At 54.1% G+C, this 23,757-nt stretch carries 23 protein-coding genes and 3 pseudogenes; 14 read left to right on the plus strand and 12 right to left on the minus strand.

What is annotated here, in order from left to right:
- Nucleotides 1-186: 186 nt before the first annotated feature.
- A complete protein-coding gene (rimO, locus tag CAY53_RS04580) occupies nt 187-1,536 on the plus strand; it encodes a 30S ribosomal protein S12 methylthiotransferase RimO (protein WP_104937438.1) in 1,350 nt (449 codons plus the stop codon).
- Here the strand turns inward: rimO and CAY53_RS04585 are convergent.
- The 8 genes from CAY53_RS04585 to CAY53_RS04620 all read right to left on the minus strand — a co-directional run bounded on the left by CAY53_RS04585 (nt 1,533) and on the right by CAY53_RS04620 (nt 7,993).
- Nucleotides 1,533-1,820: an HU family DNA-binding protein gene (locus CAY53_RS04585; protein ID WP_017865561.1), complete on the minus strand. Its 288-nt coding sequence runs from the start codon at nt 1,818-1,820 to the stop codon at nt 1,533-1,535. The two genes, rimO and CAY53_RS04585, sit on opposite strands and share 4 nt — an antisense overlap.
- Nucleotides 1,821-1,969: 149 nt before the next feature.
- Nucleotides 1,970-2,686, minus strand: a complete 717-nt coding sequence (locus CAY53_RS04590; RefSeq protein WP_104936128.1) for a pseudouridine synthase — start codon at nt 2,684-2,686, stop codon at nt 1,970-1,972.
- A gap of 1 nt (nt 2,687) precedes the next feature.
- The gene (locus CAY53_RS04595) at nt 2,688-4,448 is read right to left on the minus strand and encodes a UbiD family decarboxylase (protein WP_104936129.1); all 1,761 of its coding nucleotides are present in this window, start codon (nt 4,446-4,448) and stop codon (nt 2,688-2,690) included.
- Between the two features lie 62 nt (nt 4,449-4,510).
- Nucleotides 4,511-4,915 (minus strand): secondary thiamine-phosphate synthase enzyme YjbQ, encoded by a 405-nt coding sequence (locus CAY53_RS04600; RefSeq protein WP_104936130.1) that lies wholly within the window; start codon nt 4,913-4,915, stop codon nt 4,511-4,513.
- Nucleotides 4,915-5,358, minus strand: coding sequence for an RT0821/Lpp0805 family surface protein (locus CAY53_RS04605; RefSeq protein WP_104936131.1), 444 nt, complete (start codon nt 5,356-5,358; stop codon nt 4,915-4,917). Before CAY53_RS04605 ends, CAY53_RS04600 begins: the two co-directional genes overlap by 1 nt.
- Nucleotides 5,355-6,719, minus strand: a complete 1,365-nt coding sequence (locus tag CAY53_RS04610) for a DNA recombination protein RmuC (RefSeq protein WP_146106395.1) — start codon at nt 6,717-6,719, stop codon at nt 5,355-5,357. The genes CAY53_RS04605 and CAY53_RS04610 overlap by 4 nt, the downstream gene beginning before the upstream one ends.
- A 4-nt stretch (nt 6,720-6,723) precedes the next feature.
- On the minus strand, nt 6,724-7,032 hold the full coding sequence (locus CAY53_RS04615; RefSeq protein WP_104936133.1) for a chaperone modulator CbpM: 309 nt from the start codon (nt 7,030-7,032) through the stop codon (nt 6,724-6,726).
- A 1-nt stretch (nt 7,033) separates the two neighbouring features.
- Complete coding sequence (locus tag CAY53_RS04620) at nt 7,034-7,993, minus strand: DnaJ C-terminal domain-containing protein (RefSeq protein WP_104936134.1); 960 nt, start codon at nt 7,991-7,993, stop codon at nt 7,034-7,036.
- A 145-nt stretch (nt 7,994-8,138) separates the two neighbouring features.
- Here CAY53_RS04620 and CAY53_RS04625 point away from each other — a divergent pair, with 145 nt between their 5' ends.
- Both CAY53_RS04625 and gap read left to right on the plus strand, forming a co-directional pair.
- Nucleotides 8,139-9,779 (plus strand): glycogen synthase, encoded by a 1,641-nt coding sequence (locus tag CAY53_RS04625; RefSeq protein ID WP_104937439.1) that lies wholly within the window; start codon nt 8,139-8,141, stop codon nt 9,777-9,779.
- Between the two features lie 72 nt (nt 9,780-9,851).
- Nucleotides 9,852-10,856, plus strand: a complete 1,005-nt coding sequence (gap, locus tag CAY53_RS04630; protein ID WP_104936135.1) for a type I glyceraldehyde-3-phosphate dehydrogenase — start codon at nt 9,852-9,854, stop codon at nt 10,854-10,856.
- 404 nt (nt 10,857-11,260) lie between these two features.
- Here gap and CAY53_RS12480 read toward each other — a convergent pair whose 3' ends face one another.
- Entirely contained in the window at nt 11,261-11,563 is a 303-nt protein-coding gene (locus CAY53_RS12480; protein ID WP_146106396.1) for a hypothetical protein, read from the minus strand.
- Between the two features lie 132 nt (nt 11,564-11,695).
- Here CAY53_RS12480 and CAY53_RS12485 point away from each other — a divergent pair, with 132 nt between their 5' ends.
- The 5 genes from CAY53_RS12485 to CAY53_RS12495 all read left to right on the plus strand — a co-directional run bounded on the left by CAY53_RS12485 (nt 11,696) and on the right by CAY53_RS12495 (nt 15,498).
- On the plus strand, nt 11,696-11,881 hold the full coding sequence (locus CAY53_RS12485) for a hypothetical protein (protein WP_146106397.1): 186 nt from the start codon (nt 11,696-11,698) through the stop codon (nt 11,879-11,881).
- Nucleotides 11,882-12,802: 921 nt separating this feature from the next.
- The gene (locus tag CAY53_RS12490; RefSeq protein ID WP_146106398.1) at nt 12,803-13,318 is read left to right on the plus strand and encodes a hypothetical protein; all 516 of its coding nucleotides are present in this window, start codon (nt 12,803-12,805) and stop codon (nt 13,316-13,318) included.
- Nucleotides 13,273-13,650 carry a signal peptidase I gene (gene lepB / locus CAY53_RS14070; RefSeq protein ID WP_104936137.1) on the plus strand — a complete coding sequence of 126 codons (378 nt, stop codon included), beginning with the start codon at nt 13,273-13,275 and terminating at the stop codon, nt 13,648-13,650. The genes CAY53_RS12490 and lepB overlap by 46 nt, the downstream gene beginning before the upstream one ends.
- A gap of 810 nt (nt 13,651-14,460) precedes the next feature.
- The gene (locus tag CAY53_RS04645) at nt 14,461-14,991 is read left to right on the plus strand and encodes a hypothetical protein (protein ID WP_219842726.1); all 531 of its coding nucleotides are present in this window, start codon (nt 14,461-14,463) and stop codon (nt 14,989-14,991) included.
- Between the two features lie 84 nt (nt 14,992-15,075).
- Complete coding sequence (locus tag CAY53_RS12495) at nt 15,076-15,498, plus strand: hypothetical protein (RefSeq protein WP_146106399.1); 423 nt, start codon at nt 15,076-15,078, stop codon at nt 15,496-15,498.
- Nucleotides 15,499-15,777: 279 nt separating this feature from the next.
- Here CAY53_RS12495 and CAY53_RS04650 read toward each other — a convergent pair.
- Together CAY53_RS04650 and CAY53_RS04660 are read right to left on the minus strand one after the other, a co-directional pair.
- Nucleotides 15,778-16,617, minus strand: a pseudogene (locus CAY53_RS04650) (IS5 family transposase).
- A 598-nt stretch (nt 16,618-17,215) separates the two neighbouring features.
- Nucleotides 17,216-18,124, minus strand: coding sequence for an SdiA-regulated/phytase-like domain-containing protein (locus CAY53_RS04660; protein ID WP_104936139.1), 909 nt, complete (start codon nt 18,122-18,124; stop codon nt 17,216-17,218).
- A 265-nt stretch (nt 18,125-18,389) separates the two neighbouring features.
- On the opposite strand from CAY53_RS04660, the pseudogene tnpA reads away from it, so the two are divergent.
- Nucleotides 18,390-18,647 (plus strand): annotated as a pseudogene (gene tnpA / locus CAY53_RS04665) (IS200/IS605 family transposase); the annotation flags it as partial.
- 54 nt (nt 18,648-18,701) lie between these two features.
- Here the strand turns inward: tnpA and CAY53_RS04670 are convergent.
- Nucleotides 18,702-19,082 (minus strand): annotated as a pseudogene (locus tag CAY53_RS04670) (transposase).
- 418 nt (nt 19,083-19,500) lie between these two features.
- Here CAY53_RS04670 and CAY53_RS12500 point away from each other — a divergent pair.
- The 5 genes from CAY53_RS12500 to yihA all read left to right on the plus strand — a co-directional run bounded on the left by CAY53_RS12500 (nt 19,501) and on the right by yihA (nt 23,483).
- Nucleotides 19,501-19,848: a hypothetical protein gene (locus CAY53_RS12500; RefSeq protein WP_146106400.1), complete on the plus strand. Its 348-nt coding sequence runs from the start codon at nt 19,501-19,503 to the stop codon at nt 19,846-19,848.
- 98 nt (nt 19,849-19,946) lie between these two features.
- On the plus strand, nt 19,947-20,306 hold the full coding sequence (locus tag CAY53_RS04675; RefSeq protein WP_146106401.1) for a hypothetical protein: 360 nt from the start codon (nt 19,947-19,949) through the stop codon (nt 20,304-20,306).
- Nucleotides 20,307-21,572: 1,266 nt separating this feature from the next.
- Nucleotides 21,573-21,959, plus strand: a complete 387-nt coding sequence (hisI, locus tag CAY53_RS04680) for a phosphoribosyl-AMP cyclohydrolase (RefSeq protein ID WP_104936141.1) — start codon at nt 21,573-21,575, stop codon at nt 21,957-21,959.
- 11 nt (nt 21,960-21,970) lie between these two features.
- Entirely contained in the window at nt 21,971-22,843 is an 873-nt protein-coding gene (gene hisG, locus CAY53_RS04685) for an ATP phosphoribosyltransferase (RefSeq protein WP_104936142.1), read from the plus strand.
- A 37-nt stretch (nt 22,844-22,880) separates the two neighbouring features.
- Nucleotides 22,881-23,483, plus strand: a complete 603-nt coding sequence (gene yihA / locus CAY53_RS04690) for a ribosome biogenesis GTP-binding protein YihA/YsxC (RefSeq protein ID WP_017865864.1) — start codon at nt 22,881-22,883, stop codon at nt 23,481-23,483.
- The last annotated feature ends 274 nt before the right edge of the window (nt 23,484-23,757 follow it).

Below are 23,757 nucleotides of genomic sequence, written 5' to 3' on the forward strand. Positions count from 1 at the left end.
GGTGGCTGCAGCCCTTTTTTTATGATCTTTCGAAGGCTGACGGCGCATCACTGGCCTGCTGAGCACGAAAGGGGCAGGCGCAAGTCCCGGCTGCGTTGGCTCCTGGCCTTGACTGTAAGCGGGGCAGGACAGCGCCTCCGGGCGGACTTTTCGCCTCTGCTGACAAACATCAAAGGGAATATGGGAATGAAAAAACTGCATCTGGTCAGCCTGGGTTGCCCGAAAAATCTGGTGGATTCCGAGGTCATGCTGGCCGCTCTCGAGGCAGATGGCTGCCGGACTGTGGACAGGCCCGAAGAGGCCGACATTCTGGTGGTCAATACCTGCGGCTTTATTCAGAGCGCTGCGGAGGAGGCCATTGACACGATTCTGGAGATGGCCAGGTACAAGGAAAAGGATCCCGGAAGGCGTCTGGTGGTGACCGGATGTCTGGTCCAGCGTTATGGGGCGGAGCTGGCGGCATCCCTGCCCGAGGTGGATTATCTGATCGGTCTGGATGATTTTCCGGATATTGCCCGTATTCTTGCCGGGCAGGAGCCAAGGCAGCGCCTCCACACCCGGCCTGGCAGCGCCGCCTATCTCATGGACAGCGGCGTTGGCCGACGGCTGGCTACGCCTTTTTTCCGCGCCTATCTGAAGATTACCGAAGGCTGCGACAATCGCTGCGCCTACTGCATGATCCCCAGCATTCGCGGGCCTCTGCGCAGCCGCAGCATTGCCGATCTGCTTGCCGAGGCCAGACTTCTGGAGGCGCAGGGCGTACAGGAACTGTCCCTGATTGCCCAGGACCTCTGCGCCTATGGCTGCGATTTGGGCCTCCGGCACGGGCTCATGGCCCTTCTGGAAAATCTGCTGGCCCATACCCGTATTCCCTGGTTGCGCCTCCTCTATCTGTATCCGGACGGGGTTGGTGACGAGTTGCTGGATCTCATGCGGGGTGAGCCGCGGATCCTGCCCTATCTGGACCTGCCCCTGCAACACGTGAGCGACCCGGTGCTGGCCGCCATGAAACGCCGCTATCGGCGGCGGGATATTGAGGCCCTGCTGGAGCGGGTACGCGGGGCTTTGCCCGATTGCGCCCTGCGCACGACCATGATGGTTGGCTTTCCTGGTGAAACGGAAGCGCAGGCACGTGAACTGACGCAGGCCATCCGCGACTGGCGGCTCGATCATGTGGGGGTCTTTGCCTACGAAGATGAAGAGGCCTGTGCTGCCCATGATCTCCCGGGCAAGGTGACGCAGGAGGCGAAGGAGGAACGCCGGGCCGCTGCCATGGCCGCCCAGGCAGAGGTTAGTGCCGGCATTTTGCGGGGGAAAATCGGCACGATCCAGTCGGTTCTGGTAGAAGGCTACAGCAGGGAGAGCGACCTGTTACTGGAGGGGCGCACCAGTTTTCAGGCGCCTGAGGTGGATGGCTGCGTGTACATCAATGACGGCCAGGCCGAGCGGGGGGCAATCGTCCGCGTGCGCATCACTGAAGCGCATATCTATGATCTGGTGGGGGAAGCGCTGAGTGATGGAGAGCTGGCCCGCTAGTTTTTCCGCTGCCTGTTGACCTGTTCCCGCAGGTCTTTGCCAACCTTGAAAAAGGGCAGCTTCTTGGGTTGCACCGTGATCTTTTCTCCGGTTTTGGGATTCCTGCCGGTGTAGCTCTCGTAATGCTTGACAATAAAGCTGCCAAAGCCGCGGATTTCGATGGATTCTCCCCGGGCCAGCGCATCGGCCATGGCCTCGACAATGGTATTGACAATGGAACCGGCTTCCCGCATGGAAAGGTGCAGGGATTCTGCAAGCTGTCGCGTCAAGTCTGATTTGTTCATCCAAGGCCTCCGTGAGCAAATGCACACGGCATATGCGGTGATGGTTCAGGGAAGCGCTGCCCGAATATGAGGGAGGGGGCAGTCTTGAGGGACGCAAGAAGTATCTCCCTGATTCTAAACAACAATTTTGATTGAAGTAAAGAAAATATTTACGGGGCTGCGGAAAAGAGCTGCCGGAACTCGGCCGGCGAGAGTCGACGCCACCGGCCTGGCCGCAGATTGCCCAGGCGCAGATTGCCGTAGGCGGTGCGTTTCAGGTGGAGCACCCGGTGGCCGATGGCCTGAAACATGCGGCGTACCTGACGCTTGTGGCCCTCGTGGATGACGATTTCTACAAGACATTGCTGGGCAGCCCTGCGCAGGATTCGTACCTGGGCCGGCCGGGTCCGGAATTCTTCCAGGTCAAGGCCGCTTTCCAGCCGCCGCAATGCCTCGGGGCCGGGCACACCGCTGACCAGCGCTTCGTAGGTGCGGGGGATTTCCCGGCTGGGATGGAGGATGCTGTGGGCAAACGCACCGTCATTGGTCAGAATGAGCGCCCCCTCGGTGTCGAAATCCAGCCGGCCCACCGGGAAAACCCGCTCGGGGATGTCCTGCAGGAGTTCCGTCACGAGTCGGCGGCCCTGCGGGTCGGACAGGGTGCTGATGTAGCCGGCCGGCTTGTTCAAAAGCAGGTAGACGTGTTTTTCCGCAGCAATCTCCTGGCCATCCACGCAGATACGGACCTGATTCGGGTCAAACCTGCTCCCCAGTTGGGTCACGATGCTGCCGTCCACCTCGACGCGGCCCTCCAGAATCAGTTGTTCCGCCGCCCTGCGTGAGGCCACACCGGCCTGGGCCAGGATTTTTTGCAAGCGCTCTGCCATGCTAGAGGCCAGGAATGAGTGGCATGAGCGCATCGACCTGCGCCTTGGTGGCCGGGTCGACCTCCAGCACCTCCGTGTACCAGGGCTTCATGCGGCAATCAAACACCAGGGGGGCTGTGAGGCCCACATGAAAGCGCCGCACTTCCTGGCCCTTGCCGTGGATATCTGCTGCCGGCTCGAAGCGGGTGAAGATGGTCCACAAAAATTCCTGCAGGGATGCAGTGGCCGCATCCGTATCATCCACCAGCATGCAGAGCGGCCAGTCTCCAAGGCCGGGCCATTCGGCCAGACATTGGGCGAGCTGCGCCTTTTCCTGGTACGCCACGCCCTGCACCACGAGTGTGCCGGGCAGGTACACTTTCGCCTTTGTGCAGTCTGGCGGCAGATTGCCATGAAATTCCCGTGGCAAATCCCGCCGTTTCTCGCCCAGTCCCAGCATCATGGCCTTGGAGCCGGAGTTGACCGAAGGTCCGGTGTAGTCCAGGGTATCCTGCGAGACGTTGGCGAATATGTAGAGATCCTGATCCCACTGGATGCGTTCCAGAATGTGCTGCCAGAGTGCCGGAAAATCGGCAACATCCACCGCTCCGTCGGTGAGCAGAAGAAATTTGCTCAGGGAAAGCTGGCCCTCGCCCAGAATGCGCAGACCGGCGGCAAAGGCCTCCCGGTCGTAGCGATTATGGACGCGCGCTGCAGCCAGGCAGTGGAAACCGGTTTCGCCAAAGGTCTTGAGCTGGATCACGCCCTGCATGACCAGGGGGAAGAGCGGCGAAAGCAGGTCCTGCAGAAAGTCGCCGATAAAGTAGTCTTCCTGCCTGGGCCGGCCAACCACGGTGGCCGGATAGATGGCGTTTTTCCGGTGATAGAGGTGGCTTGTGTGGAAAACCGGGTAATTGTGGGCCAGGGAATTGTAGCCGTAATGATCGCCAAATGGCCCTTCAGGCCGGCGTTCAAAGGGCGGTACCATGCCCTTGATCGCGAATTCCGCTTCAGCCACCAGGGGATGCCCGCCCAGCGGGTCGGCCACGAGCCGCAGCTTTTCGCCCTGCAGGAGCGAAGCCAGGATCAGCTCCGGCACGTTTTCCGGCAGGGGCGCAATGGCTGCCAGCATCAGCGCCGGCGGCCCACCGATGAACAGGGTCAGCGGCAGAGCCTGATTCTTCCGTTCCGCCACAAAATAGTGATTGCCGCCGCCCCGGTGAATCTGCCAGTGCACCCCGGTCGTGGTGTCGTCAAAACGCTGGATGCGGTACATGCCGAGATTGTGGCCCAGGCGGTCCGGGTGCTCGGTATAGACGAGCGGCAGGGTGACGAAGGCGCCGCCGTCCGAATGCCAGGAGGTGAGCAGCGGCACTTCACTCAGGCGGCAGGGCGCCTGTCTGCAGTCCAGAATGGGGCCGGTTTTGACTGTTTTCAGACCCAGGCGCAGGGCCTCAGCGAAAAGCCCGCGGGACCGCCACAGGGTAGAGAGTGTGGGCGGCGCGGCGCTTTCCGCGAGCCGCACCAGCCCCTGGACAAAATCCCGCGGCCGGGAGCCAAAGGCCAGCGCCAGACGGCCCTCTGTGCCGAAGAGATTGGTGACCACCGGGAAGGCGGAATTCCTGACCTTGGTAAAGAGCAGGGCCGGGCCGCCCTTGGCAATGACGCGGCGGTGCAGCTCCGCAATCTCAAGGTGCGGGTCAACTGCCGTGTCAATGACCCTGAGTTCATGATGGGCGCGCAAAAGGTCGAGGTAGGCACGCAGGTTGTGCAAGTGGTGCATAGGCGGATTGGAGGTTTGAAAACGGCTTTTCCGGGAGATCGCGATGCAGCGCTTGCCTTGGCCTAGCGGTCGGCCAGGAGCAGCCAGCGGACGCTACGCTTGCGGGGACCGTCGAATTCCGCGAAGAAGACGTGCTGCCAGGCGCCCAGTTGTATGTGGCCGCCGTGAATGATGAGAGATACGCTGGAGCCGGTCAGGCTGGCCATCACATGGGCCGGCGAATTCCCTTCGAGGTGCCGGTAATGCGCTGTTTCCGGCACCATGCGGGCCAAGGCCGCCAGCATGTCCTGCTGCACATCCGGATCTGCGCCTTCGTTGATGGTGAGCCCGGCGGTGGTGTGAGGATTGTACAGCACCAGCAGGCCTTCCTGGATGCCGCTTTGCTGAACCAGAGCACGAAGACGGCCGGAGAGATCGACAAATTCCCTCCGGCCGTCAGTTTTGACTGAGAACTGGCCTTGCGGCATCAGCGCTGGATTTCCCACTGCCCGTTTTCGTTGCGGCAGGCGGTGGTGGTCACGGTTTTTTTCCGGCCCTCTATCCAGGAATCGATTTCAGCCTTGCGGCACCACCGGTTGTTGGACTGGTAGGCCGAATGCGGGGTCACGGAATACTGATAACCCGTGTCCGGGTTGACCCAGGAAGAGGTTTGATTGGACACCCCGCGCTCGTACATGTGGTCGAGCTGCTGACGGTCGTACTTGTCCATTTCGTTGCCAACCATGTAGCCGATGAGGCCGCCGACCGCAGTGCCGATCAGGGTACCTTGGGTGTTATGGCCAATGGCCTGACCGGCAATGGCGCCGATACCGGCGCCCACGCCCGCACCAATGCCGCCCCGGCTGGGTCCGGTGGCGCAGGCCGAAAGGGCCAGCAGGGAAAGGATTGCCAGAATGCTCAGGTATTTCATATGGATATCTCCTCAGAAGGTGGGGAATTTTCCACTGGAACATGCAGCTCCTTGTTGGGTTGCACGCCCAGCTCTTTTAACGCTTCCGCCCGGGCCAGCAGATTCCCCTGTCCGCTGTGCAGGCGATTTCTGGCGGTGCGCCAGGCCAGCTCTGTCTGTTGCAGGCGCAGACCAATGGCGTCGAAGGCCTCCACAAAACCAGCCAGTTTATCATAAATGCTGGCTGCCTGTTTGGCAATGGCCAAACTGTTGTTGTGCTGCTTGTCCACCCGCCAGAGATGGTGGATGGTGCGCAGAATCGCGAGCAGGGTGGAGGGGCTGGCAAGCACCACCTTGTCCCGCATGGCATCGGTCAGCATGTGTGGTGCCTGTGCCACCACTGCCTGAAAGGCGCCTTCCACCGGAATAAAGAGCAGCACGAAGTCCAGGGCGCCCGGCCCCATGAGCGTGTGATAGCGCTTGCCGGCCAGCAGGCCGATCTGCCGTTTCACCGAGGCCAGATGGCGCTGCATGGCGGCCTGCGCTTCCGCCGGGTCACCGGCGCCGACCGCCTGGGTGTAATCCTTGAGCGACATCTTGGCGTCAATCAGCACCTCCCGGCCCTCGGGCAGGTGTACCACGGCGTCGGGCTGGAAGAGACCACCGTTCTCGTCGTGGAGCGCAGGCTGGGTGTCAAATTCCTGTCCGGCCCGCAGGCCGGAGGCTTCCAGCACTCGCGAAAGCACCAGTTCGCCCCACTGTCCCTGAAACTTGTTTTTGCCGCGCAGGGCCTCGCTCAGGTTGACGGCGTCGTTGCTCAACTGCTGGTTCAGGCGGCGGAGCTGGTCCAGCTCCTGCTGCAGCGCGCTGCGTTCCCGGCTTTCCTCGCGGTGCAGGGTTTCCAGCCGCTCGCGGAAGCTGCCGATCTGCTCGTGCAGAGGCTGCAGCAGCAGGTTCAGAGAGCTCTGGTGTTTTCGGCTCAGGCTTTCGTTTTGCTGGTGCAGAATGCGGTCGGCTGTTGCCTGAAAATGCGCTTCTATCTGTCGCCGGGTTTCGGCCAAAAGGGCATCCCGCTCGGCCAACTGCTGCCGCAGACCGGCGCTGGCGCTCTGCAGGGCGGCGTTGTCCACATCCAGTTCCCGGCATTCCCCGGCCAGCGCCCGGCATTCCTGTGTGAGCCGCGCCACTTCGTCCCTGTATTCCTGGGCCTGTTCCTGCAGCCGCTCCAGCCGGCTCTGCAACATGAGAGCTTTGTGCCGGCCCTGCTGGCGTATGAGCAGGCAGAGCAGGAAGGCGACAAGCAGTCCGCAGCTCAGGCCCAGAGTCAGGGAAAAGGGTTCAAAAGGCGGACCGAGCCGGGCAAGCAGGGCTGCAGGGGACAAGGCGTCAGCTTTTGGGCAGGCGGGCACGCAGGGAGTGGATCTCGTCCAGCAGTTCCAACACCAGCGCGCAGCCGGACAAATTGATATGCAGGTCGCGGGTGAGCCGGTTCACGGTCTGCACCCGGTGGATGGCAAGCAGGGTGAAGCGCCATTCCTCGGGCCGTTCGCCTTTCGGGGTGATGATGTCTTCTTCGATCATGGCCCGGATGTCGCCTGCACTGACCCCGCAGACCCGGCATAATTCCTTGAGCGAGCAAAAATTTTCCTCGTCCAGTACCGTGCCTTCCAGATAGACGCCCGTGTGTTCGCTCATGTCAGACTCCCAAATCCGCACGTGGGTTGAAGGCCATTTTTTCAGCCATGCTGCGGTAGATCTCCTGCTGCTCCCTGGTGTGGGCCTCGGGCAGCACCACTTTGAGCGTTACGATCTGGTCGCCTTCGGTTTTGGCCGTGGACAGTCCTCTGCCCTTCAGCCGCAGCTTGCGGCCGTTTTGGGAATTGGCCGGAATCTTGAGCTGTACCTTGCCGTCCAGTGTGGGCACGGTCATGGTGGCGCCCAGGGCCGCTTCCCAGGGCGTGATTGGCAGCTCCAGGTGAATGGTCCGTTTGTCGGCACGGAAAAACGGGTGCGGGGCAAAGCGGATTTCCAGGTAGAGATCGCCCGGTTCGCCACCACCCAGACCCGGCAGGCCCTGGCCTTCCAGCCGGATGCGCTGGCCCTCCACGATGCCCTTGGGAATGGCGACCTTGAGTTGTTGCGGCTGCATGCTCAGGTGGCCTGCCGCATCCGCCACGGGCCTGTTCAGATGCAGCGCCTGTCTGGCGCCGTGGAAGGCCTCTTCCAGGGTGATGGTCACAAGGACTCTTTGGTCTTTGCCGCGCATGGCAAAGTCCTGCTCGTTCCCCTCGCTGCCCATGCCGGTGAAAGCGCCGTGTGCAGCGCTCTGGCCGAAGAGCGATTCAAAGAATTCGCTGAAATCCTGCCCGCTGCTGGCGCTGGCATGAAATTCGTAAGAGCCGCTCTGTCCCGTTTGTGGCCCGGCCTGGGAGCGGTTTTGCCAGTTGGCGCCAAATTGATCGTACGCGCCGCGCTTTTCAGGATCTTTCAGCACTTCGTAGGCTTCGTTGATATCCTTGAAGCGGGCTTCTGCGTCCTTTTCCCTGCAGACATCAGGATGATATTTGCGGGCCAGCCTGCGGAAGGCCTGCTTGATGGCATCCTGCGTGGCATCTCTCTTGACACCAAGTATCTGATAATAGTCTTTATATTCCATGGTATTTTAGTATTTGCCGATAGTGCTTGACACTGTAAGATCAAGTCCTACAAATGAAAAGAGAAAAAACGATTCTTTGATTTTGTCTGCGCCCTTTGGTGGCAGATGGTGCACGGCCTTGAATCTCTTGCAGGAACTTGCCGATATGACAGAGAAAACAGTGTGTGCTCCCAAAAACGTCTGGATGGTCACCCGGGAATACGAAGGCATTGCCGGTGCGGGTGGCGTCAAGGATGTCTGTCGCCAGTTGGCGGAGACTCTGGTGCAGGACGCCCATTGCTCGGTCAGTGTGGTGCTGCCGCGCTATGGCTTTATCGATGCGGCTGGGCTGGGCTTTCGGCTGGCCGCTATCGGAGATCGCAGCGGCCGCATCGGCGCGCGCCGCTACACTCCGCTTTTTGAGGTGGACATGAACTACAGCGGCGAAGAACGCCGCGAACCGGTGGCCGTGTGGCAGGGCGAACTGGGCGGCGTCAGGCTCTACCTCCTGGAGGCCGATCGCTATGCGACCAAACGTGGGGTCTATACCTACACTGAAGAGGATGAGCAGGAGGTCGAGTGGCAGCACCGGGGCCGGGGCCATCTGGATTATTTTGCCATGAATGTGCTGCTGCAGAAGGCGGCACTGGATGTGATGATGTTTCTGGGCGAACGGCCGGACCTGATCCATTGCCACGACGGCCATGCTGCCATCCTGCCGGCCATAATGAAGGAAAATGGCGGCTACCGTTCGTATTTCAGCCGTACAGGCGCTGTGGTGACCATCCACAATGCCGGTCAGGGCTATCATCAGGAGGTGAACGATCTGGACTTTGCCCACGCCATCACGGGCCTGCCCCGCCGGGTGATTGACGACAGCCTCCTCAATGGCAGTTTCGACCCCTTTCTGGCAGCGTCTGGCTACAGTGTGCTCAACACGGTAAGCGGGAACTATGCGGTGGAGCTGCAGCAGAGCCAGGAAGATGGCCGCACCGGCTGGCTGGGACATACGCTTTCCGCCCGGGGCATTGCACTCTTTGGCATCACCAATGGCATTGATCCGGCATCTTTCGATCCTTCGCGGCCCGAAATCCTGCACCTGCCCCATGGCTTTAACATCAGAAAGCACGAGCTGTCCGGCAAACGCGCCTGCAAGGAGGCCATGCTGCATCAGCTCTCCAGTGTGCGGATCTGGGAGCGCGTGCGTCAGTACGGCGTGCTGAGCGGCCCCGGCACGATGCCGCTTTTCACCTTTGTCGGCCGTTTGACGGCGCAGAAAGGGGTGGATATCCTGCTGGAGGCGCTCTTCGAATTTTTGCGGGACGAAGCACCATTGCAAGCCCTGGTCTTTGGCGCCGGCGAGTCCGGGCTGGAGCGGCAGTTGGAGCGGCTGAGCGAGTCCGAACGGGGCTGGGGCAGGCTCTGCTTTCTTAAGGGTTATGATCCGGCGGTGGCCAACCAGGTCTATGCGGCAGGTGATTTTTTCCTGATTCCATCCCGTTACGAACCCTGTGGCCTGACCGACTATATTGCCCAGCTCTTGGGCAATCTGCCCATTGTGCACCGGGTCGGTGGTTTGGTGAAGGTGCTTGACGGTGAAACCGGTTTTTCCTATATCGATAATTCGGCTGACTCTCTGGCTGGCGCCATGCGGCGGGCCATGGGCGTGTATGCCGGCGGGCCGGAAGCCGTGACCCGCATGCAGGTGGCTGCGGTCGAATGTATAGATCGCGAGCACACCTGGAAAACGGTGATGGGCGCCTATGTGCAGCTTTATCGGGAGTCCATGCGGCGTTGGCAGGACTGATACGGTGTTTTCCGCGCCAGCCCGGGAACGTCTGGCGCATCTCTTTTCATACGAATTTCAAGGAGTGTACAAATGGCCATTAAAATCGGCATCAACGGCTTTGGCCGGATCGGCAGGAACGTATTTCGCGCGCTGGGCTGCGATCCGGCTTTTGCGGACATCGAAGTGGTGGGCATCAATGACCTGACCGATGTGCAAACCCTGACCCAGTTGGCCAAATACGACTCTGTCATGGGTCGGGCCAGCGAAGACATCAAGGCTGGTGAGAACAGTTTGATCGTGGACGGCAGGGAAATCCCCATCACCAGCCATCGCGACCCGGCGGAAATCCCCTGGCGGAGTCTGGGGGCCGAGTATGTGCTGGAATGCACCGGCCTGTTCACCACGCTTGAGAAGGCGCAGGTGCATATTGACGCGGGGGCGAGCAAGGTCGTGATTTCCGCGCCGGCCAAGGGCGGTGTCAAGACCATAGTCATGGGCGTGAATGAGGATGAGTATGATCCGGCCGAACACCATGTGGTTTCCAATGCCTCCTGCACGACCAACTGTCTGGCGCCGGTGGCGCAGGTTATTCTGAACAATTTCGGCATCAGGCGTGGTCTGATGACCACTGTGCACGCCTACACCGGTGATCAGCGTCTGGTGGATGCGCCCCACAAGGACCTGCGCCGCGCCCGGGCAGCCTGCCTGTCCATGATTCCCACCAAGACCGGGGCTGCTGCTGCGGTAGCGCTTGTCATCCCGGAACTGAAGAACAAGTTTGACGGTCTGGCGGTGCGCGTGCCCACGCCGACGGTGTCTCTGGTGGACGTGGTTATGGAAGTGGAGAGGGAAACCACCACGGATGAGGTCAACAAGGTCCTGGCCGCCGCTGCCAACCGCTATCTGGGTTACACCGACGAGCCGCTGGTTTCCATCGACTTCCGGGGCGATGCCCACTCCTCCATTGTGGACGGCAACTGCACCCGCGTCATGGGCACCACGGTCAAGATCATGAGCTGGTATGACAACGAATGGGGTTATTCCAACCGTATGCTGGATCTGGTCCGGCACATGGATGCCAACAAGGCGCTGTAAACGGTATTTTTGTTTTGTCGGTGGCACCGGCTTCTTCATCTTTGGATGAAGAAGCCGTTTTGCTCGTTATTGGGGGCGATGCATGCAATCGTTGGTGCCGCACTGCCAGGGCGAATGCGACCTGCAAAGGAGGTGCGTGAGGATTGCTCGCTCCAGCTCCCTGAACCCGGCCGTTTCCGAACCATTATCACGTGCTGGCGCCTGCCGAAGAGCCGGTGCCAGCTCACCTAAACACGGCAGGAGCGCCTCGCCCGAGGCGGCGGCCGTCTTTTTTTGGGCCTTGGCCAGCAGCAGAAGGCGACTTTTGCACTCCTGGCAACTGAGCAGCTCTGCCTGACCCCTGGCGGCGCAGACCAGATCCGCCCCCACGCGGGCACTCCCGGCAACAGGCTGTGGCCGTCGAGCTATGTCAATACGCCCGGGAAGCCGGCCTCTGCCCCGGCCGCACCGGCTTTGCCGCCTGCGGCGTCGGTGGATGCGGCGTAAATGATGGTAGCTGGTATCGCCAAGTCTTTTCCAACTTTGCAACACCGGAAAATTTGAGTATAATTTTTTGCGAGGCCTTTGGCCGATGCTGCGTTATTTTTTGCAAAACTGAGATTATCTTTACGGTTAGTGATATAAAAAGCAGATGGAAGATACACGCTACTTAACAACTGATTTTGAAATAATGTCAAATTTTGATCTATCGCCAATATGCGCAGCATTTGGGGAAGATGCTGTCGTTTTGTACAATGGAAAGTGGGGAAGACATTATAAAGCATCATTTGAAACTTCAAATGAATTAAGCAATGATGTTAACGATATTATTTCTCATTTCTATGAACTAATAATAGCATATGGAAGATAAACAAAAAGAAATATATGATACTAGCTTTTTAAAAATTTTCGATATCGGTTATGAATCTGGTGATTCTAATGCCTGCTTTTTCACAGAAATACGAGAAACAACAATAAAAATGCTTTCTGAAATTGATGCAAAAATAGGTATTACGATTTATCCGCATATTACTCCACCAGTTTAAAATAATTTAAGAATTTAACTAACTAGACATTTGAACGAACTCACTGAAGTTTGCCGTTCAATTACACGTTATGCATAAATACCAATGGCAACTGAACCCAGTACACTCCAATGGAGTGAAGTTCTCTCATGCCAAGAGCTGACGAACAAAATATATTTGTCGCTTTCTCAAGGATGCATTCATTCGAAGGTTATAAGGCATAAGAAAGTCAGATGGGATTGCTGCTTGGCTATAACGGCAAATCACCACATGCCCCACTAAATTCCGAGATTGGCAGGTTTGCGAAGAGAATCGCAAAGCATTACGACATTCAGTTCACCGAAAGGAGCTCAAGAAAGTACAAGTACTTGGATCTGTTTTTTTAATGGCGGGGAAGATGGAACGTATTTTGTCTGGCAATTAAGCCCAGAACTTGTGTAATTCCTGCAAGACCTTGAATTGACAGGTGAGCAGCCCTATCCAGAAGAGCAGCTTGTTGACAGTGACTTGGCTTTAGTCTGGGGGCGCAAAAAGAACAGTTGTCGTAAATGCATACGAAAGAAGCCCAAAGGCACGCAGCATGTGTATTGCTCATTGGGGACATCAGTGCGTGGCATGTGGCTTCGACTTTGCCAATTCATACGGCGCTATTGGCACAGGCCTTATTCACGTTCACCATTTGGTATCTGTGACAGAAATAGGGAAGTCCTGCCAAGTCAACCCAATTGATGATTGATGGCATGTCTGTCCGAATTGTCATGCCATACTGTATACATCGGGCCATAATTTGAGCATCAAACAATTACGAGAGTTAATACATGTGAACAAATGTGGGCAAGGAGAGAACCACACATAAGATTGACCTCAACATGAACGGTCAAAATACTGAGAATCTTGATATCATCTTAGATCCACATTGTACAAAGTATAAGGAGAATTAATATGGTGAATAAACCAAGAAAATTATGGATGGCAGGAATTTTGAGTATTATACAACCTGGGCTTGGTCACGTTTATAACGGAGAAATACGTAAATCACTAATTATTTATCTGTTGCCATTTTTGTTATTACCATTATTAATATTTGGCTTGTATACTCGTTTTGCTATCTATTATCTGGCACTGTTTACCCTTCTTATTATCGTATATTATGTATTAGTTATATTTGATGCTGTCAGAATTGCAAAAATATTCAGCACAATATATCCTCTCAAGAAATACAATAAGATAATTATTTACATTGGGATACTCATTTTGGATGTAAGCATAAGAGTTTCTGTACAAGGTTTTATAAAAAATTCTATCATTAGGACATACAAATTATCGGCAGTAAGTATGGAACCAACATTACTTGCAGGTGACTATATTTTGGTTGATCTTCGAGAAGGAGCAAAGAACCCCCAAAAAAGGATTTGGTTATATTTGAATACCCCAAAGACCCGTCCAAGGATTTTGTAAAACGTGTTGTCGCAGTGGGTGGAGATACTGTTGAAATAAAGGATAAACAACTTATCGTAAATGGTAATATTATTAAGGAAGAATATGTTGTTTATACGGATGTAACTACGTATCCTACCATTACATATCCACGAGATCAATTTGGTCCGGTTACTGTACCTGCCAATTCATACTTCGTAATGGGTGATAATCGTGATCATAGTTTAGACAGTAGATTTTTTGGGTTTGTTTCAAAAAATATGATTAAAGGAACGTTAAAGAGTATTTATTGGTCATATGATCGGAAGACATCTTCAATACGCTGGAATAGAATAGGTAAGAAAATATCATAGCATGATAATAAAAATAACAAATTTATGTATTACATCATTCTTATAGGCTTTGATAAGAATAAATATATATAAAATCAATTATAATACATTCATCAGAAAGAAGATAAAATCCCATAGCTAGATTATCAGTCCATCTAGGTTCAGAGATAATCCTGATGGATTTATTATTATAAATACATAATTTATAAAGATAAAAGAAAGAATTTTCTGCTACTATTATATATAAATAACCATATAAATAATAATACAACAAATACTAATATCGGACTTACGGAAGTTCGGCAGTGAATTCCACGTTATATGTATATATACTGAAATAAATAATCCTTTTTCGTTGGCATTCATTGGAAGGTTGCTCTTTGTTAGTAGCATTTTTCCAGTAAGATCTGAAAACTTTCAAATCACAGGCGTATGAAAATTCAATGAATAGCTGGACTTTGAAAATATTGAGCAAGTTCAGTTAACCGAGAAACAACAAAAAATATTATCAAACAACTTTTTCGGTAAGCTGGTTATTGAATAGTCCTGTAAACAAGCACTTTTGAGGGTAAGGTGTATACCTATCAATTCTTGAATATAGAGGAGTCAGGTGATACTGTTACGATCAAATAATATTATCCCATCTCCAAGAAAAATGTAAAGGTCGTGATGACTATCAAAGGTAACTGTTATTCAATTCCTTTGAGATACTTTAGTTTTGATGAAGTATTTTGCAGAGTTAAATATCACATATAACACCTTGTTCCTGTGAACTCGCTGAGCTCAGCGTGCAACTTTCGTCGAGGGTAAAAAATGATTCCAGCCGGGTATATGGCTAAACATGTTGCGGCTCGTCCAGATGGGTTAAAGGCTAATCAAGTGAAGGATATTTACTCTGTGAGCAATTGTATATCCGACGACTTTGCTGACTACATAAACTTCTGGAAACACAATGGATACTGGCTGTTTGACTCACCAGAAATAATTCGGTCAGTAGCCAAAGAGCACTCCATAGATATTATCAATGCAAGACTATTTTTCTATGAGATTTATGAGTATGAATATGACGAAGATGAGAAATCATGGAATCCATTTGTTCCAGAATCTTCGTTTGAAACTCACGTCATACAGCCAGTAACAAAGAAGCTTGAAGGATATGATGTTGTATCATTTTACGTCCATACAAGTCCGGAGTGCTCGCCATTGTCATGTAATTCACTGGCATCCGAAATAGAAACAAATGAACATTGCTTGTTGCCTACATTTGAAAAGGCAAAGGACTTGCTTGAGCAAGGGAAATTTGCTAACTCAGAACCAGGTTCTTACAGGATATTTGCTGTCTATTCTGTGCAATGGCCCTAAACCGCTCTATCGGACATCAAAAAGGCTACCGCTTTTGACCCAGTAGAGCTGACATTGTGTGCCACATTGAAGAATAAACGGTCCATGATAGATATCATAATCAATAGGCTGACAGGCCAGGTAGTTATTAAGGTATCTCCAAATGAATTTACATTTTTATGGCGAGGCAAATCACTAAATATCAAGACGTATGTCCATTTATTTGACGATAATGGTTATTATAGAATACTGGGAATAGGTGAAGATTTTGAGGGATCAAGCAGATGTACTCGTGTCGAATTATTTTCTGAAAAACTTCCACCCAATGATCGCATTTTACGTCCAGAACTTTTAGAGTTGTTTATAAGATTTGGTTTACAAAAAATCATTGGTCGCAGAAGCATTATGAGACCAACAGTAGTATTTGAAGAAACTCATAATATTTCAAAGATATTATCAGGTTATCAGAATTCAGTCCTGATAGAGGCTGCTTATAAGGCCGGCGCTTATTCTGTTCAAATAAACTAATTTTACACAACCAATCGTTTCATCAGATTTGTGGCTTTCAACGGTGAATTTCATGTTAGCAAAAATGAAGGGATGGACATTATTCCAGCAAGTTGTAATAATAAAACCCCTAAATGGTTTTGGTTTCTAGCTATTCTGTGTAAGTAAATATGATTTAAACATTGTCATGATGTTAGAACAAAGCAAACGAAAGGAGAGACAAGTTTGTAATATTCTGTCCACCTTTCCGGCAGCAGAGTGGCGGCGACAAAATAATCCAGACAGCAAAAGGTTTAGATTCTATCCGTAAATAGCTCTGATTTTTCTAAAAGCGATAATCGCAGCGGCCAGGAGCAGAAGAGCAAGATACGAGTCGGCTGGCTTTTCGTATCGCACAAGCAGCTTTCTGAAGCGATTGAAATGCATGACGCGCCTGGGTGACCCATCGTCGGGCGCGACATCCTGGATTGTTCTTCTTTTCCTGGATTTCTTCGCCCCGCTGTTTGACATGAGGATGGTAGCCCCGTGCCTCCATGGCCAATCCCGCCGCTTCTCCTGAATATCCTGTATCAGCGCAGAGATGCTGCGTGACCTTTTTCTTGTCGGGGGCGTCGATGACAATCTCATCCAAAACCAATTTCAGTTGCGTGACATCATGCCGGTTTGCTCCCGTCACGACGAGCGATAACGGGACACCACGGCCGTCCACCAGCAGATGGCGTTTGCTCCCCTTTTTTCCCTGTCCGTTGGGTTGCGTCCAACCGCTTCCTGAGCCAGGGGCGCTTTGACCATGGCGCCATCGATACTTTGCCGACTCCAGGCGATACCCATCATTTCATCGTACTCCGCAAGACCGGCTCGCCGGAGAGCGACGAAAAAACCAGCCCGCATCCATCGCATAAAGTGGGCATGAACGGCACCCGCGCTGCCAAACCGTTCCCTGGGAAGAGCTTTCCACTGGCAACCGGTCCGCAGAAAATACATAATGGCCTCAAATACCTGGCGGGGAGGCATAGGCCTGCGGCCACCGCCAGGTTTTCGCCTATATTCCCTGCCCGCCTCACGTTCAACCGGTGGAATCAGAGGTGCAACCCGTTCCCAAAAGCTATTGGACACTGCCCATGACTGCACCTTTGACATAAGAGCCTCCGCGATCTCAATGAACTGATTGCAGAACGAGGCCGTAAAACAAGAGAAAATCAAAACCGTTATTCAAGGATAAGTTCTTGCAGTCGCTATTAGAGCATATTTTTGGTTTGGGCGGCATTCTGGCAGGAAAGCGGCGGCTTGAAAAATTCAAGCTGCCGGCCCAAAGAGCCGGTACCGGAAATCCGGGGATAACGGGGGCATGGATCTGCTCAGCGCGAATAGCCATGCGACACTTTCTGCACCTCAACTTTCCCCATCCGGCAAGTGCTCGACATTGTCACCCTCCTGGCTTTCTGGCCGCAGCCTGAATAGCATCAGCCGGGCGGCAAATTTTGATGGCATCGGGCAGCGGCCAGCGGGTGACGCTTGGCATGCAGGCCATACGGGAGTCGGCGCAGGCAGCGGATATGCGCATAGCACTGTGGCACTTGGGCCGGCAGCCAGGGGGACGCCTTTTTCCCTCATTCATCTCAGAAACATGATGGCCGCAACCAAAGCTGGTGCGGCCATCATGCCCGCCTTTTACAGCGAAGGGCTGAGTCTGCCCGCGCTTTTCTGCGCCTTGCGGCTGTCCCGAGTCAGGCCTGCGTCATTTGGCGACGCGTGGCACACCAGCCGCGCCAAAAGGCTGCATGGAGAAGCGGTAAATTTCGTGGATTTCCTTGTCATAGCCCGGATAAAAACCCTTGCCCATGCCCAGCACGATGCGCGCGCCGCGGTTCATGTGCACCAGCAGGTCGCCGGTTGCGGGATCCACGCACAGACCCTCGATTTCCCCCTGCTTGATGGCTTCGTCAAAGGTTTTTTCCATCACCAAAGTGGCATTGGTGGCCGAGCTGACATCCACCCGATAGAGATGATCCGGCTCGTTGTCGTCGGCCGTGCCGTCGTCGGCAGTCAAAAAGAGCGAACCCTCATAGTAGAACACGCCCTGTACCCACTGTGGCACCGGCTGCAGATGCACCTTGCGCAGATAATGGCCATCCAGGTCGTACTCGTAGAGGTGGCGGCCGCTCTCCTCGCCCACCCAGGAGCACATCCACACGGTCTTCTTCACCGGGTCAACAGTAATGCCCGACACCTCCTCCTGACCGGACTTGGGCTCAAACTTGAAGGTGCGCTTGAATTTCAGGGTAGCGGCGTCGTGCACCGCGATCTGGATGTCCTTGCCCACGCCGTCCATGAAATTCTCGGCCCCGACGTACAGCTCGCCGTTATACACGTCAATGTCGCCAATGTGGTTGGAGGGAATGGAATAGCCTTCGAAGGGCCTGTCGTTGGTCAGGAGTAGCTTGCCGTTCATGTCGTATTTGAAGAGGCGCTTGCTGTCGCTGATGTACATGTACTTGCCGTCGCAGGCCACGCCCTGACGGCCCTCAACCGGTATGACGCTCTTGAGCCGGTATTCGTACTTTGGCGCGTACGCGGGCCGGGCCTGGCTCAACTGGGGGGCCAGCAGCAGCGCGGACAACAGGGTCATCGCAAAAAGGCCTTTCATGTTCTTCCTCCAGAAGTGGAATGGAAAGGAGCCCAGCCCTGCTCATGCGGCAGGCGGGCGTCCAGGCGGCAGAAAGCTGCGCGGGATTGTGGCAATCCCGACCGACTGAGTCCGATACGCCTGCATTTTTCTTACCAAATGGATGTGCTGCAGGCAATCCCAATCAGGAGAGAAGATGTGTTCCCCGTTGTTTGGCCAGGCTCAGGCCTCATTAATGTCTCTTTCTGGGAATGGGAGAAAATCCCTCGCCTTGAGGCGAAGACTTCATGTACATCTGTTTGTTTCGCTTCCTCCACAGATTTCTGCAAGTAAATTGGTTGGCCGCATAAAAGGGAAAACCTCACGCAGGTTGCTTGCAGAAAACCGACGTTTGTCCGGGCAATTTTGGGGCCGTCATCTGTGGGGTCGCGGATATTTTGCCGCCAGTTCAGGCAATGTCACAGACGATGTCATCATGCAATATATTGCAGAGCAGGACCTGGAGGAGCGAGCCCACGATGACGATTTTACCCTGGCTCCATAAGCCGCCTTGCAGGCGGCAATGGTTCGAAGCTACCGCCTTTAGGCGGTAGAGAATTCACTCGAGATAGAATATGACGGAAGCCGCGAGGCACAGAGATGAAAAGAAGGTATGCGCGCAGCGATCATAACGCATGGCTATTCTCCGCCAGTCCTTGATCCTGCCAAACATGACCAAAGATCTTGTGCCGCTGTTTATACAGATCTTTATCGTACGAGCAGGGTCTCTTCCGGCTTCAGCGCAAAAAACGATTGTAGAGCGTCTTGTGCGGGCCATACTCACGCGGCGCGTCTTTCCACTGCAGGCCCCATGCTTGATGACATAAATGATGCCACTGATGACTTTCCGATCATCGACCCGCGGAATACCATGAGAACGTGGAAAGAAGGGCTTGATACGTTCGAGTTGTTCGGCAGAAAGGGAGAAAACTTGGCTCATGGCATCCTCCTTGAGCACAACTAACCAGATTTTCTGCTTTTTGGCAATTAATGAGGCCTGAGCCTGGGCATAAGAGCCGGATTCTGAACTGTTGCGACACCGTTCCCGGGAAATGCCTGTATGGCTTTTGCCAGGACATGCTGCAATTTTCCGGTAACTCATGCCATGGATACAAATACTTCGTTACTGATGCGCCCTTACAGTGTAAGATTGCTCTGGGACATGGCAGCGCCTTCCGGCTGCCTGGTGCTTGGTAGTGCCAAGTCTACCAGAATCCGGCCCTACCCTTTTCACCCTTCTGCCCCTCCTCTCGGGCCGGTGCCTTTGCAAGGTGAATTTATCCTGGATGACAACAGTATGCAGCGGATCCACTGCGATCCGCTGCTGAATTTAATATTAATCTTGGAAGAGGATCTCCATGGGCACTTGGCAGTTTTTGACATGCGTTGTCGGTGTAGTAATAGCTATAATCTTGTTAAAGATTTTTTTCACTTTATGGAAAGTGGTCGATAAAAAATTACATCCGGAAATGGAAAAGATTGGAATAACACCAGAAGTCGCATTCAAAAATCTAAGAAATAAAAATATTACTGTTTTTCTGAAAGATGGGAAAATTCTTACAGATCTTAAATATATAAAAACATTATTCTTTAATGATGGTGAGTATTCCTTGAATACTGTTGTATATTTTGAAGTAACAAATCAACAGAAAAGAGCTTTCATCTCAGGAACTGATATAGTAAGAATAGAAACAAATATAGATTAAAAGGTCTAGCCAGTCCTTGCCCCGATCCCGGAAAGCGCGTTGCTAGTATTTAGTCAATGTCGGGGTGGCTTATCCTCGTGTTTGGTAGGGAGTATACGATGGTCAATAAAGCGGAGCTCGGAGGCTATTCGGAAGAGCCATTTTTCAAGACTGACAAGGATTATGATCAGGGACGTATCATTGCCTGGGCTGGTGACGTTGAACGGCAAGCGCAACTTTTTTGGTCACTCGCTGAGACGCTTGGTGAGAGGATTGATTATCTGCTCAAAGTTGAGCTTGATGTTAACGAAAAAGCTAGTCAGTGGAGAAGAATTTTTGGCAATATCCTTTTAAGTGATCTGAAGGTAGCAATCAAATCCCACGATGAATTGTTCTTTCATGATAGTGGATTTCAAATCTGCCTCAGGAAACCAGATAGTGGAGAATATTTTGCATACGATGAACACGGTATTTTCTGAATATACTCGAATGATGAACGTTTCATTGAAATTCTTAAGGAATCAGGACTTTCTGAACTCGAGGCGCAGTTGATATGCGATTCAAGCCATTGGCATATACGACCCAATAATGCAGAATATCGCCTTGAACAATTTATTCAAACTTTAATAAAATTCAGTCAGTACAATGAATGCGAAGACACCGGATAATTGTATCATGTAACGGCAAAATACTGTACTTGATGCACATATTAAATACACAGCCCACCAAAAAGTGTTTTACTTTGTCAGGCGTGATCTCAATCTGAGTTTGATGAATTAGTTCAAAAATTCATGAGCGATGTAGTAATGTATGTTGAAATAATTGAGAGAGACTGTTCAAGGATTGAGTAAATTGTTGATGAACTGATGGTAGGAGGTAGCTCTGATAAAAACCGCTTTATTCCTGCTTCATGACATGAAGATGAATGCCTCATTGAAGTAAATAATGCTGCGGATTTTTTAACCGGAGGCATGAGGATAAGACGAGGGTAGCAGAGCTTTACATGTCTAGGCATTCGTTCAGGCGAACGGACAATGGCTGCACAGTAATCTTCCCTCAGCTCCTGCAGTGCTCCGGAACAACTTCCTCAAATGTTGGGTGCAACACGGTCAGACCACGACCATTGTCTCGTATGCGCTATTGTTGTTCTTTCATTTTGAGAGCTTTTCAACCAAGACCGCTGCATTTTTGTCCATGTGCAGAACCTGGCAGCTCGGTTGTCGTGCAGCCTGATGAAGTGCTGTACCTCATCCCTGAGATCCTGGACAGTTGTGAATATGCCCCCATGGCTGGCTCTGCGCTCCACCTAGCCGAGCCAGCCTGCAACCGCGTCCAGCCAGGCTCGCTGGTTGGCGTCAGGTGGAAGAGACCCCGGGGATGGGCTTTGGGCCATGGCACCACTGCCGCCGTGTTATGGTGCCGCTGTTGTCCGGGATCACATGAAGGCCGGACCCGCTGGCACAGCCTTGTTGAGCTGCCGCAAAAATCCGGAAATTCCCTGGCCCGATGCCTCCCCGGGTCGTTCGTCCGGATACACCAGTATCAACACGCCCCAGACAGTCCTGTGCCGACACTATCCCGGTCAAAGAGGCCGCACCGCATCGAATGGAGCCGATATTGGCGCTCCAGACCGGGCCCTTTCGGCTCCGCGATCCGCGGTGCGCTGCCGCTGGGCAAAAGGCTTGCCCGGACAGGCCCAAGCCGGTATATTCCGCCCTTTATTTTGGCGAAGCAATGGAGCTTTCATGATCGAACTGGACTTCAAAAAAGGTGCAGACGGCCTTTTGCCCGCAGTGGCGCAGGATTACCAGACCGGCGAAGTCTTGATGCTGGCCTATATCAACCAGCTCGCCTGGGAAAAGACGCTCGCAACCGGCAAGGCCCATTACTGGAGCCGCTCGCGGCAGGAACTCTGGCTCAAGGGCGGGACTTCGGGCCATGTCCAGCTTATCAGGGAAATTCTGGTGGACTGCGACAGGGATACGGTCATTTACAAGGTGGAGCAGGTGGGCGACGCGGCCTGCCATACCGGTTACAGGAGCTGTTTTTTTCGCCGGGTGCAGGGCGACACGCTGGTGCCGGTGTACGAGGACAAGGTTTTTGATCCCGGGAAAGTGTACGGTGTAAAATAAGGAGAAAGCACGTGGAAGTTTTGAAACTGGGCATCCCCAAGGGCAGTCTCGAGGAGGCCACCATCGAGCTGTTCAGAAAATCCGGCTGGCGCATCAAGCTGGCCTCGCGCAACTACTTTCCGGAAGTCGATGATCCGGAGCTGTCGTGCAGCATCTGCAGGCCGCAGGAGATGTCGCGCTACGTGGAATCCGGTATGCTGGACGCGGGCATTACCGGCAAGGACTGGACGCTGGAGAACGAGTCGGATGTGGCGGTGGTCGCCAATCTGGTTTACTCCAAGGTGAGCCGTAAGCCGGCGCGCTGGGTGGTGGCTGTGCCGCAGGACTCCGGCATCAGCACGGTGGAGCAACTGCACGGCAAGCGGGTCGCCACCGAGCTGGTCAATGTGAGCCGCAGGTTTTTTGAGTCCAGGGGCATCGAGGTGGATATCAGCTTTTCCTGGGGGGCAACCGAGGCCAAGGCTGTATCGGGTCTGGCCGATGCCATCGTGGAGATTACGGAAACCGAAAGCACCATCCGCGCCAACGGCCTCAAGGTGATTCATGAGCTGATGCAGTCCAATGTGCAGCTCATCGCCAACCATGCGGCCATGGCCGATCCATGGAAGGCGAACAAAATCGGCAACATCGCCATGCTGTTGCAGGGGGCGCTCCGGGCCGACCGGATTGTCGGCCTGAAGATGAATGTGCCCGCCTCCAGGCTGGATGAGGTTATCGGCCTGCTGCCGAGCCTCAATGCGCCCACCGTGGCTCAGCTCTACAAGACCGAATGGTTTTCGGTGGAAACCGTGGTGTCCGAGCAGCAGGTACGGGATCTGGTGCCCACGCTGAAGCAGGCCGGAGCCGAAGGCATCATCGAGTATGCGTTGAACAAGGTCATTTGATTCCTGTTCGGGCGCCTGCGCGGGGAGGCCAAGACCCATGGACAAACTGCCCCTCGAGCAGGCGCGTTTTTTGCTGTCAGCCCATACTCTGGCCCAGTTGCCGCCTGCCGGCGTGCCGGAAATCGCCTTTGCGGGCCGTTCCAATGTGGGCAAGTCCAGTCTGATCAACCGGCTGCTGGGCCGCAAAGGCCTGGTACAGGCCAGCAGTAGGCCGGGTAAAACCCGTTGTCTCAATTTTTTTGCCCTGGCCGATTCCGCCTATTTCGTGGATCTGCCAGGCTACGGCTATGCGCAGGTTTCGCTGGCAGAGCGCCGTCACTGGGGCGAAGTGGTGGCAGCCTATGTGGAAAAGCGATCAACACTGGTGGCTGTGGTGGTCATCTGCGATCTGCGCCACGAGCTGAAGCGGCACGACTTCGAACTGGTGGCCTGGCTCAGGCATATCGGCCGGCCGTATATCGTGGTCTACACCAAGGCCGATAAGCTGGGGCGCAGCCAGCAGGAGCGGCACGCAGCCATTCTGGACGCCGGGCTGAACATCGGGCGGGAGGAGCGCATCCTGTTTTCCGCACAAACAGGGCAGGGCAGGGATGCCCTGCTGGCACAGGTGCAGGCGAGGCTGGCGGCAGCGCTCCAGTAGCGGCTGCTTTCATGGCAGCGGGGGCCAGCTACCCTGGCTTGCCTGCATTCGGCAGGCATCCGAAACCCGCGCCCTGCCCTGTCGTTGCCGGCGACCAGAAACCACGGCGCAGGCACAGCCCCACACCGCGGGCGCGGCCACAGCTGGCACCGGCCCGACCAGTGTCCGGCCGTACCACGGGCTGCCGATAATGTCCATCCGTCCGGGTGCCCCGGCAGCCTGTTCCGGCAGCGCCACGGATAGCGGCGCCCCTTTGGCCGTATCGGAAGATCCG

Origin of the sequence: Desulfobulbus oralis (genome assembly GCF_002952055.1) — a bacterium.
GTDB classification, from domain to species: Bacteria; Desulfobacterota; Desulfobulbia; order Desulfobulbales; family Desulfobulbaceae; genus Desulfobulbus; species Desulfobulbus oralis.

Excerpts from the sequence above, each read along its gene's own strand:
- hisI (WP_104936141.1), top strand. The coding sequence starts at position 21,573 with ATGATCGAACTGGACTTCAAAAAAGGTGCAGACGGCCTTTTGCCCGCA.
- CAY53_RS12500 (WP_146106400.1), top strand. The coding sequence starts at position 19,501 with ATGGGCACTTGGCAGTTTTTGACATGCGTTGTCGGTGTAGTAATAGCT.
- yihA (WP_017865864.1), top strand. The coding sequence starts at position 22,881 with ATGGACAAACTGCCCCTCGAGCAGGCGCGTTTTTTGCTGTCAGCCCAT.
- CAY53_RS04660 (WP_104936139.1), bottom strand. The coding sequence starts at position 18,124 with ATGAAAGGCCTTTTTGCGATGACCCTGTTGTCCGCGCTGCTGCTGGCC.
- CAY53_RS12480 (WP_146106396.1), bottom strand. The coding sequence starts at position 11,563 with ATGCTGCGCATATTGGCGATAGATCAAAATTTGACATTATTTCAAAAT.
- CAY53_RS04585 (WP_017865561.1), bottom strand. The coding sequence starts at position 1,820 with ATGAACAAATCAGACTTGACGCGACAGCTTGCAGAATCCCTGCACCTT.
- CAY53_RS04595 (WP_104936129.1), bottom strand. The coding sequence starts at position 4,448 with ATGCACCACTTGCACAACCTGCGTGCCTACCTCGACCTTTTGCGCGCC.
- CAY53_RS04625 (WP_104937439.1), top strand. The coding sequence starts at position 8,139 with ATGACAGAGAAAACAGTGTGTGCTCCCAAAAACGTCTGGATGGTCACC.
- CAY53_RS12490 (WP_146106398.1), top strand. The coding sequence starts at position 12,803 with ATGGTGAATAAACCAAGAAAATTATGGATGGCAGGAATTTTGAGTATT.
- CAY53_RS04620 (WP_104936134.1), bottom strand. The coding sequence starts at position 7,993 with ATGGAATATAAAGACTATTATCAGATACTTGGTGTCAAGAGAGATGCC.
- CAY53_RS12485 (WP_146106397.1), top strand. The coding sequence starts at position 11,696 with ATGGAAGATAAACAAAAAGAAATATATGATACTAGCTTTTTAAAAATT.
- CAY53_RS04645 (WP_219842726.1), top strand. The coding sequence starts at position 14,461 with ATGGCTAAACATGTTGCGGCTCGTCCAGATGGGTTAAAGGCTAATCAA.
- gap (WP_104936135.1), top strand. The coding sequence starts at position 9,852 with ATGGCCATTAAAATCGGCATCAACGGCTTTGGCCGGATCGGCAGGAAC.
- CAY53_RS04675 (WP_146106401.1), top strand. The coding sequence starts at position 19,947 with ATGGTCAATAAAGCGGAGCTCGGAGGCTATTCGGAAGAGCCATTTTTC.
- CAY53_RS12495 (WP_146106399.1), top strand. The coding sequence starts at position 15,076 with ATGATAGATATCATAATCAATAGGCTGACAGGCCAGGTAGTTATTAAG.
- CAY53_RS04605 (WP_104936131.1), bottom strand. The coding sequence starts at position 5,358 with ATGAAATACCTGAGCATTCTGGCAATCCTTTCCCTGCTGGCCCTTTCG.
- CAY53_RS04600 (WP_104936130.1), bottom strand. The coding sequence starts at position 4,915 with ATGCCGCAAGGCCAGTTCTCAGTCAAAACTGACGGCCGGAGGGAATTT.
- CAY53_RS04615 (WP_104936133.1), bottom strand. The coding sequence starts at position 7,032 with ATGAGCGAACACACGGGCGTCTATCTGGAAGGCACGGTACTGGACGAG.
- CAY53_RS04590 (WP_104936128.1), bottom strand. The coding sequence starts at position 2,686 with ATGGCAGAGCGCTTGCAAAAAATCCTGGCCCAGGCCGGTGTGGCCTCA.
- rimO (WP_104937438.1), top strand. The coding sequence starts at position 187 with ATGAAAAAACTGCATCTGGTCAGCCTGGGTTGCCCGAAAAATCTGGTG.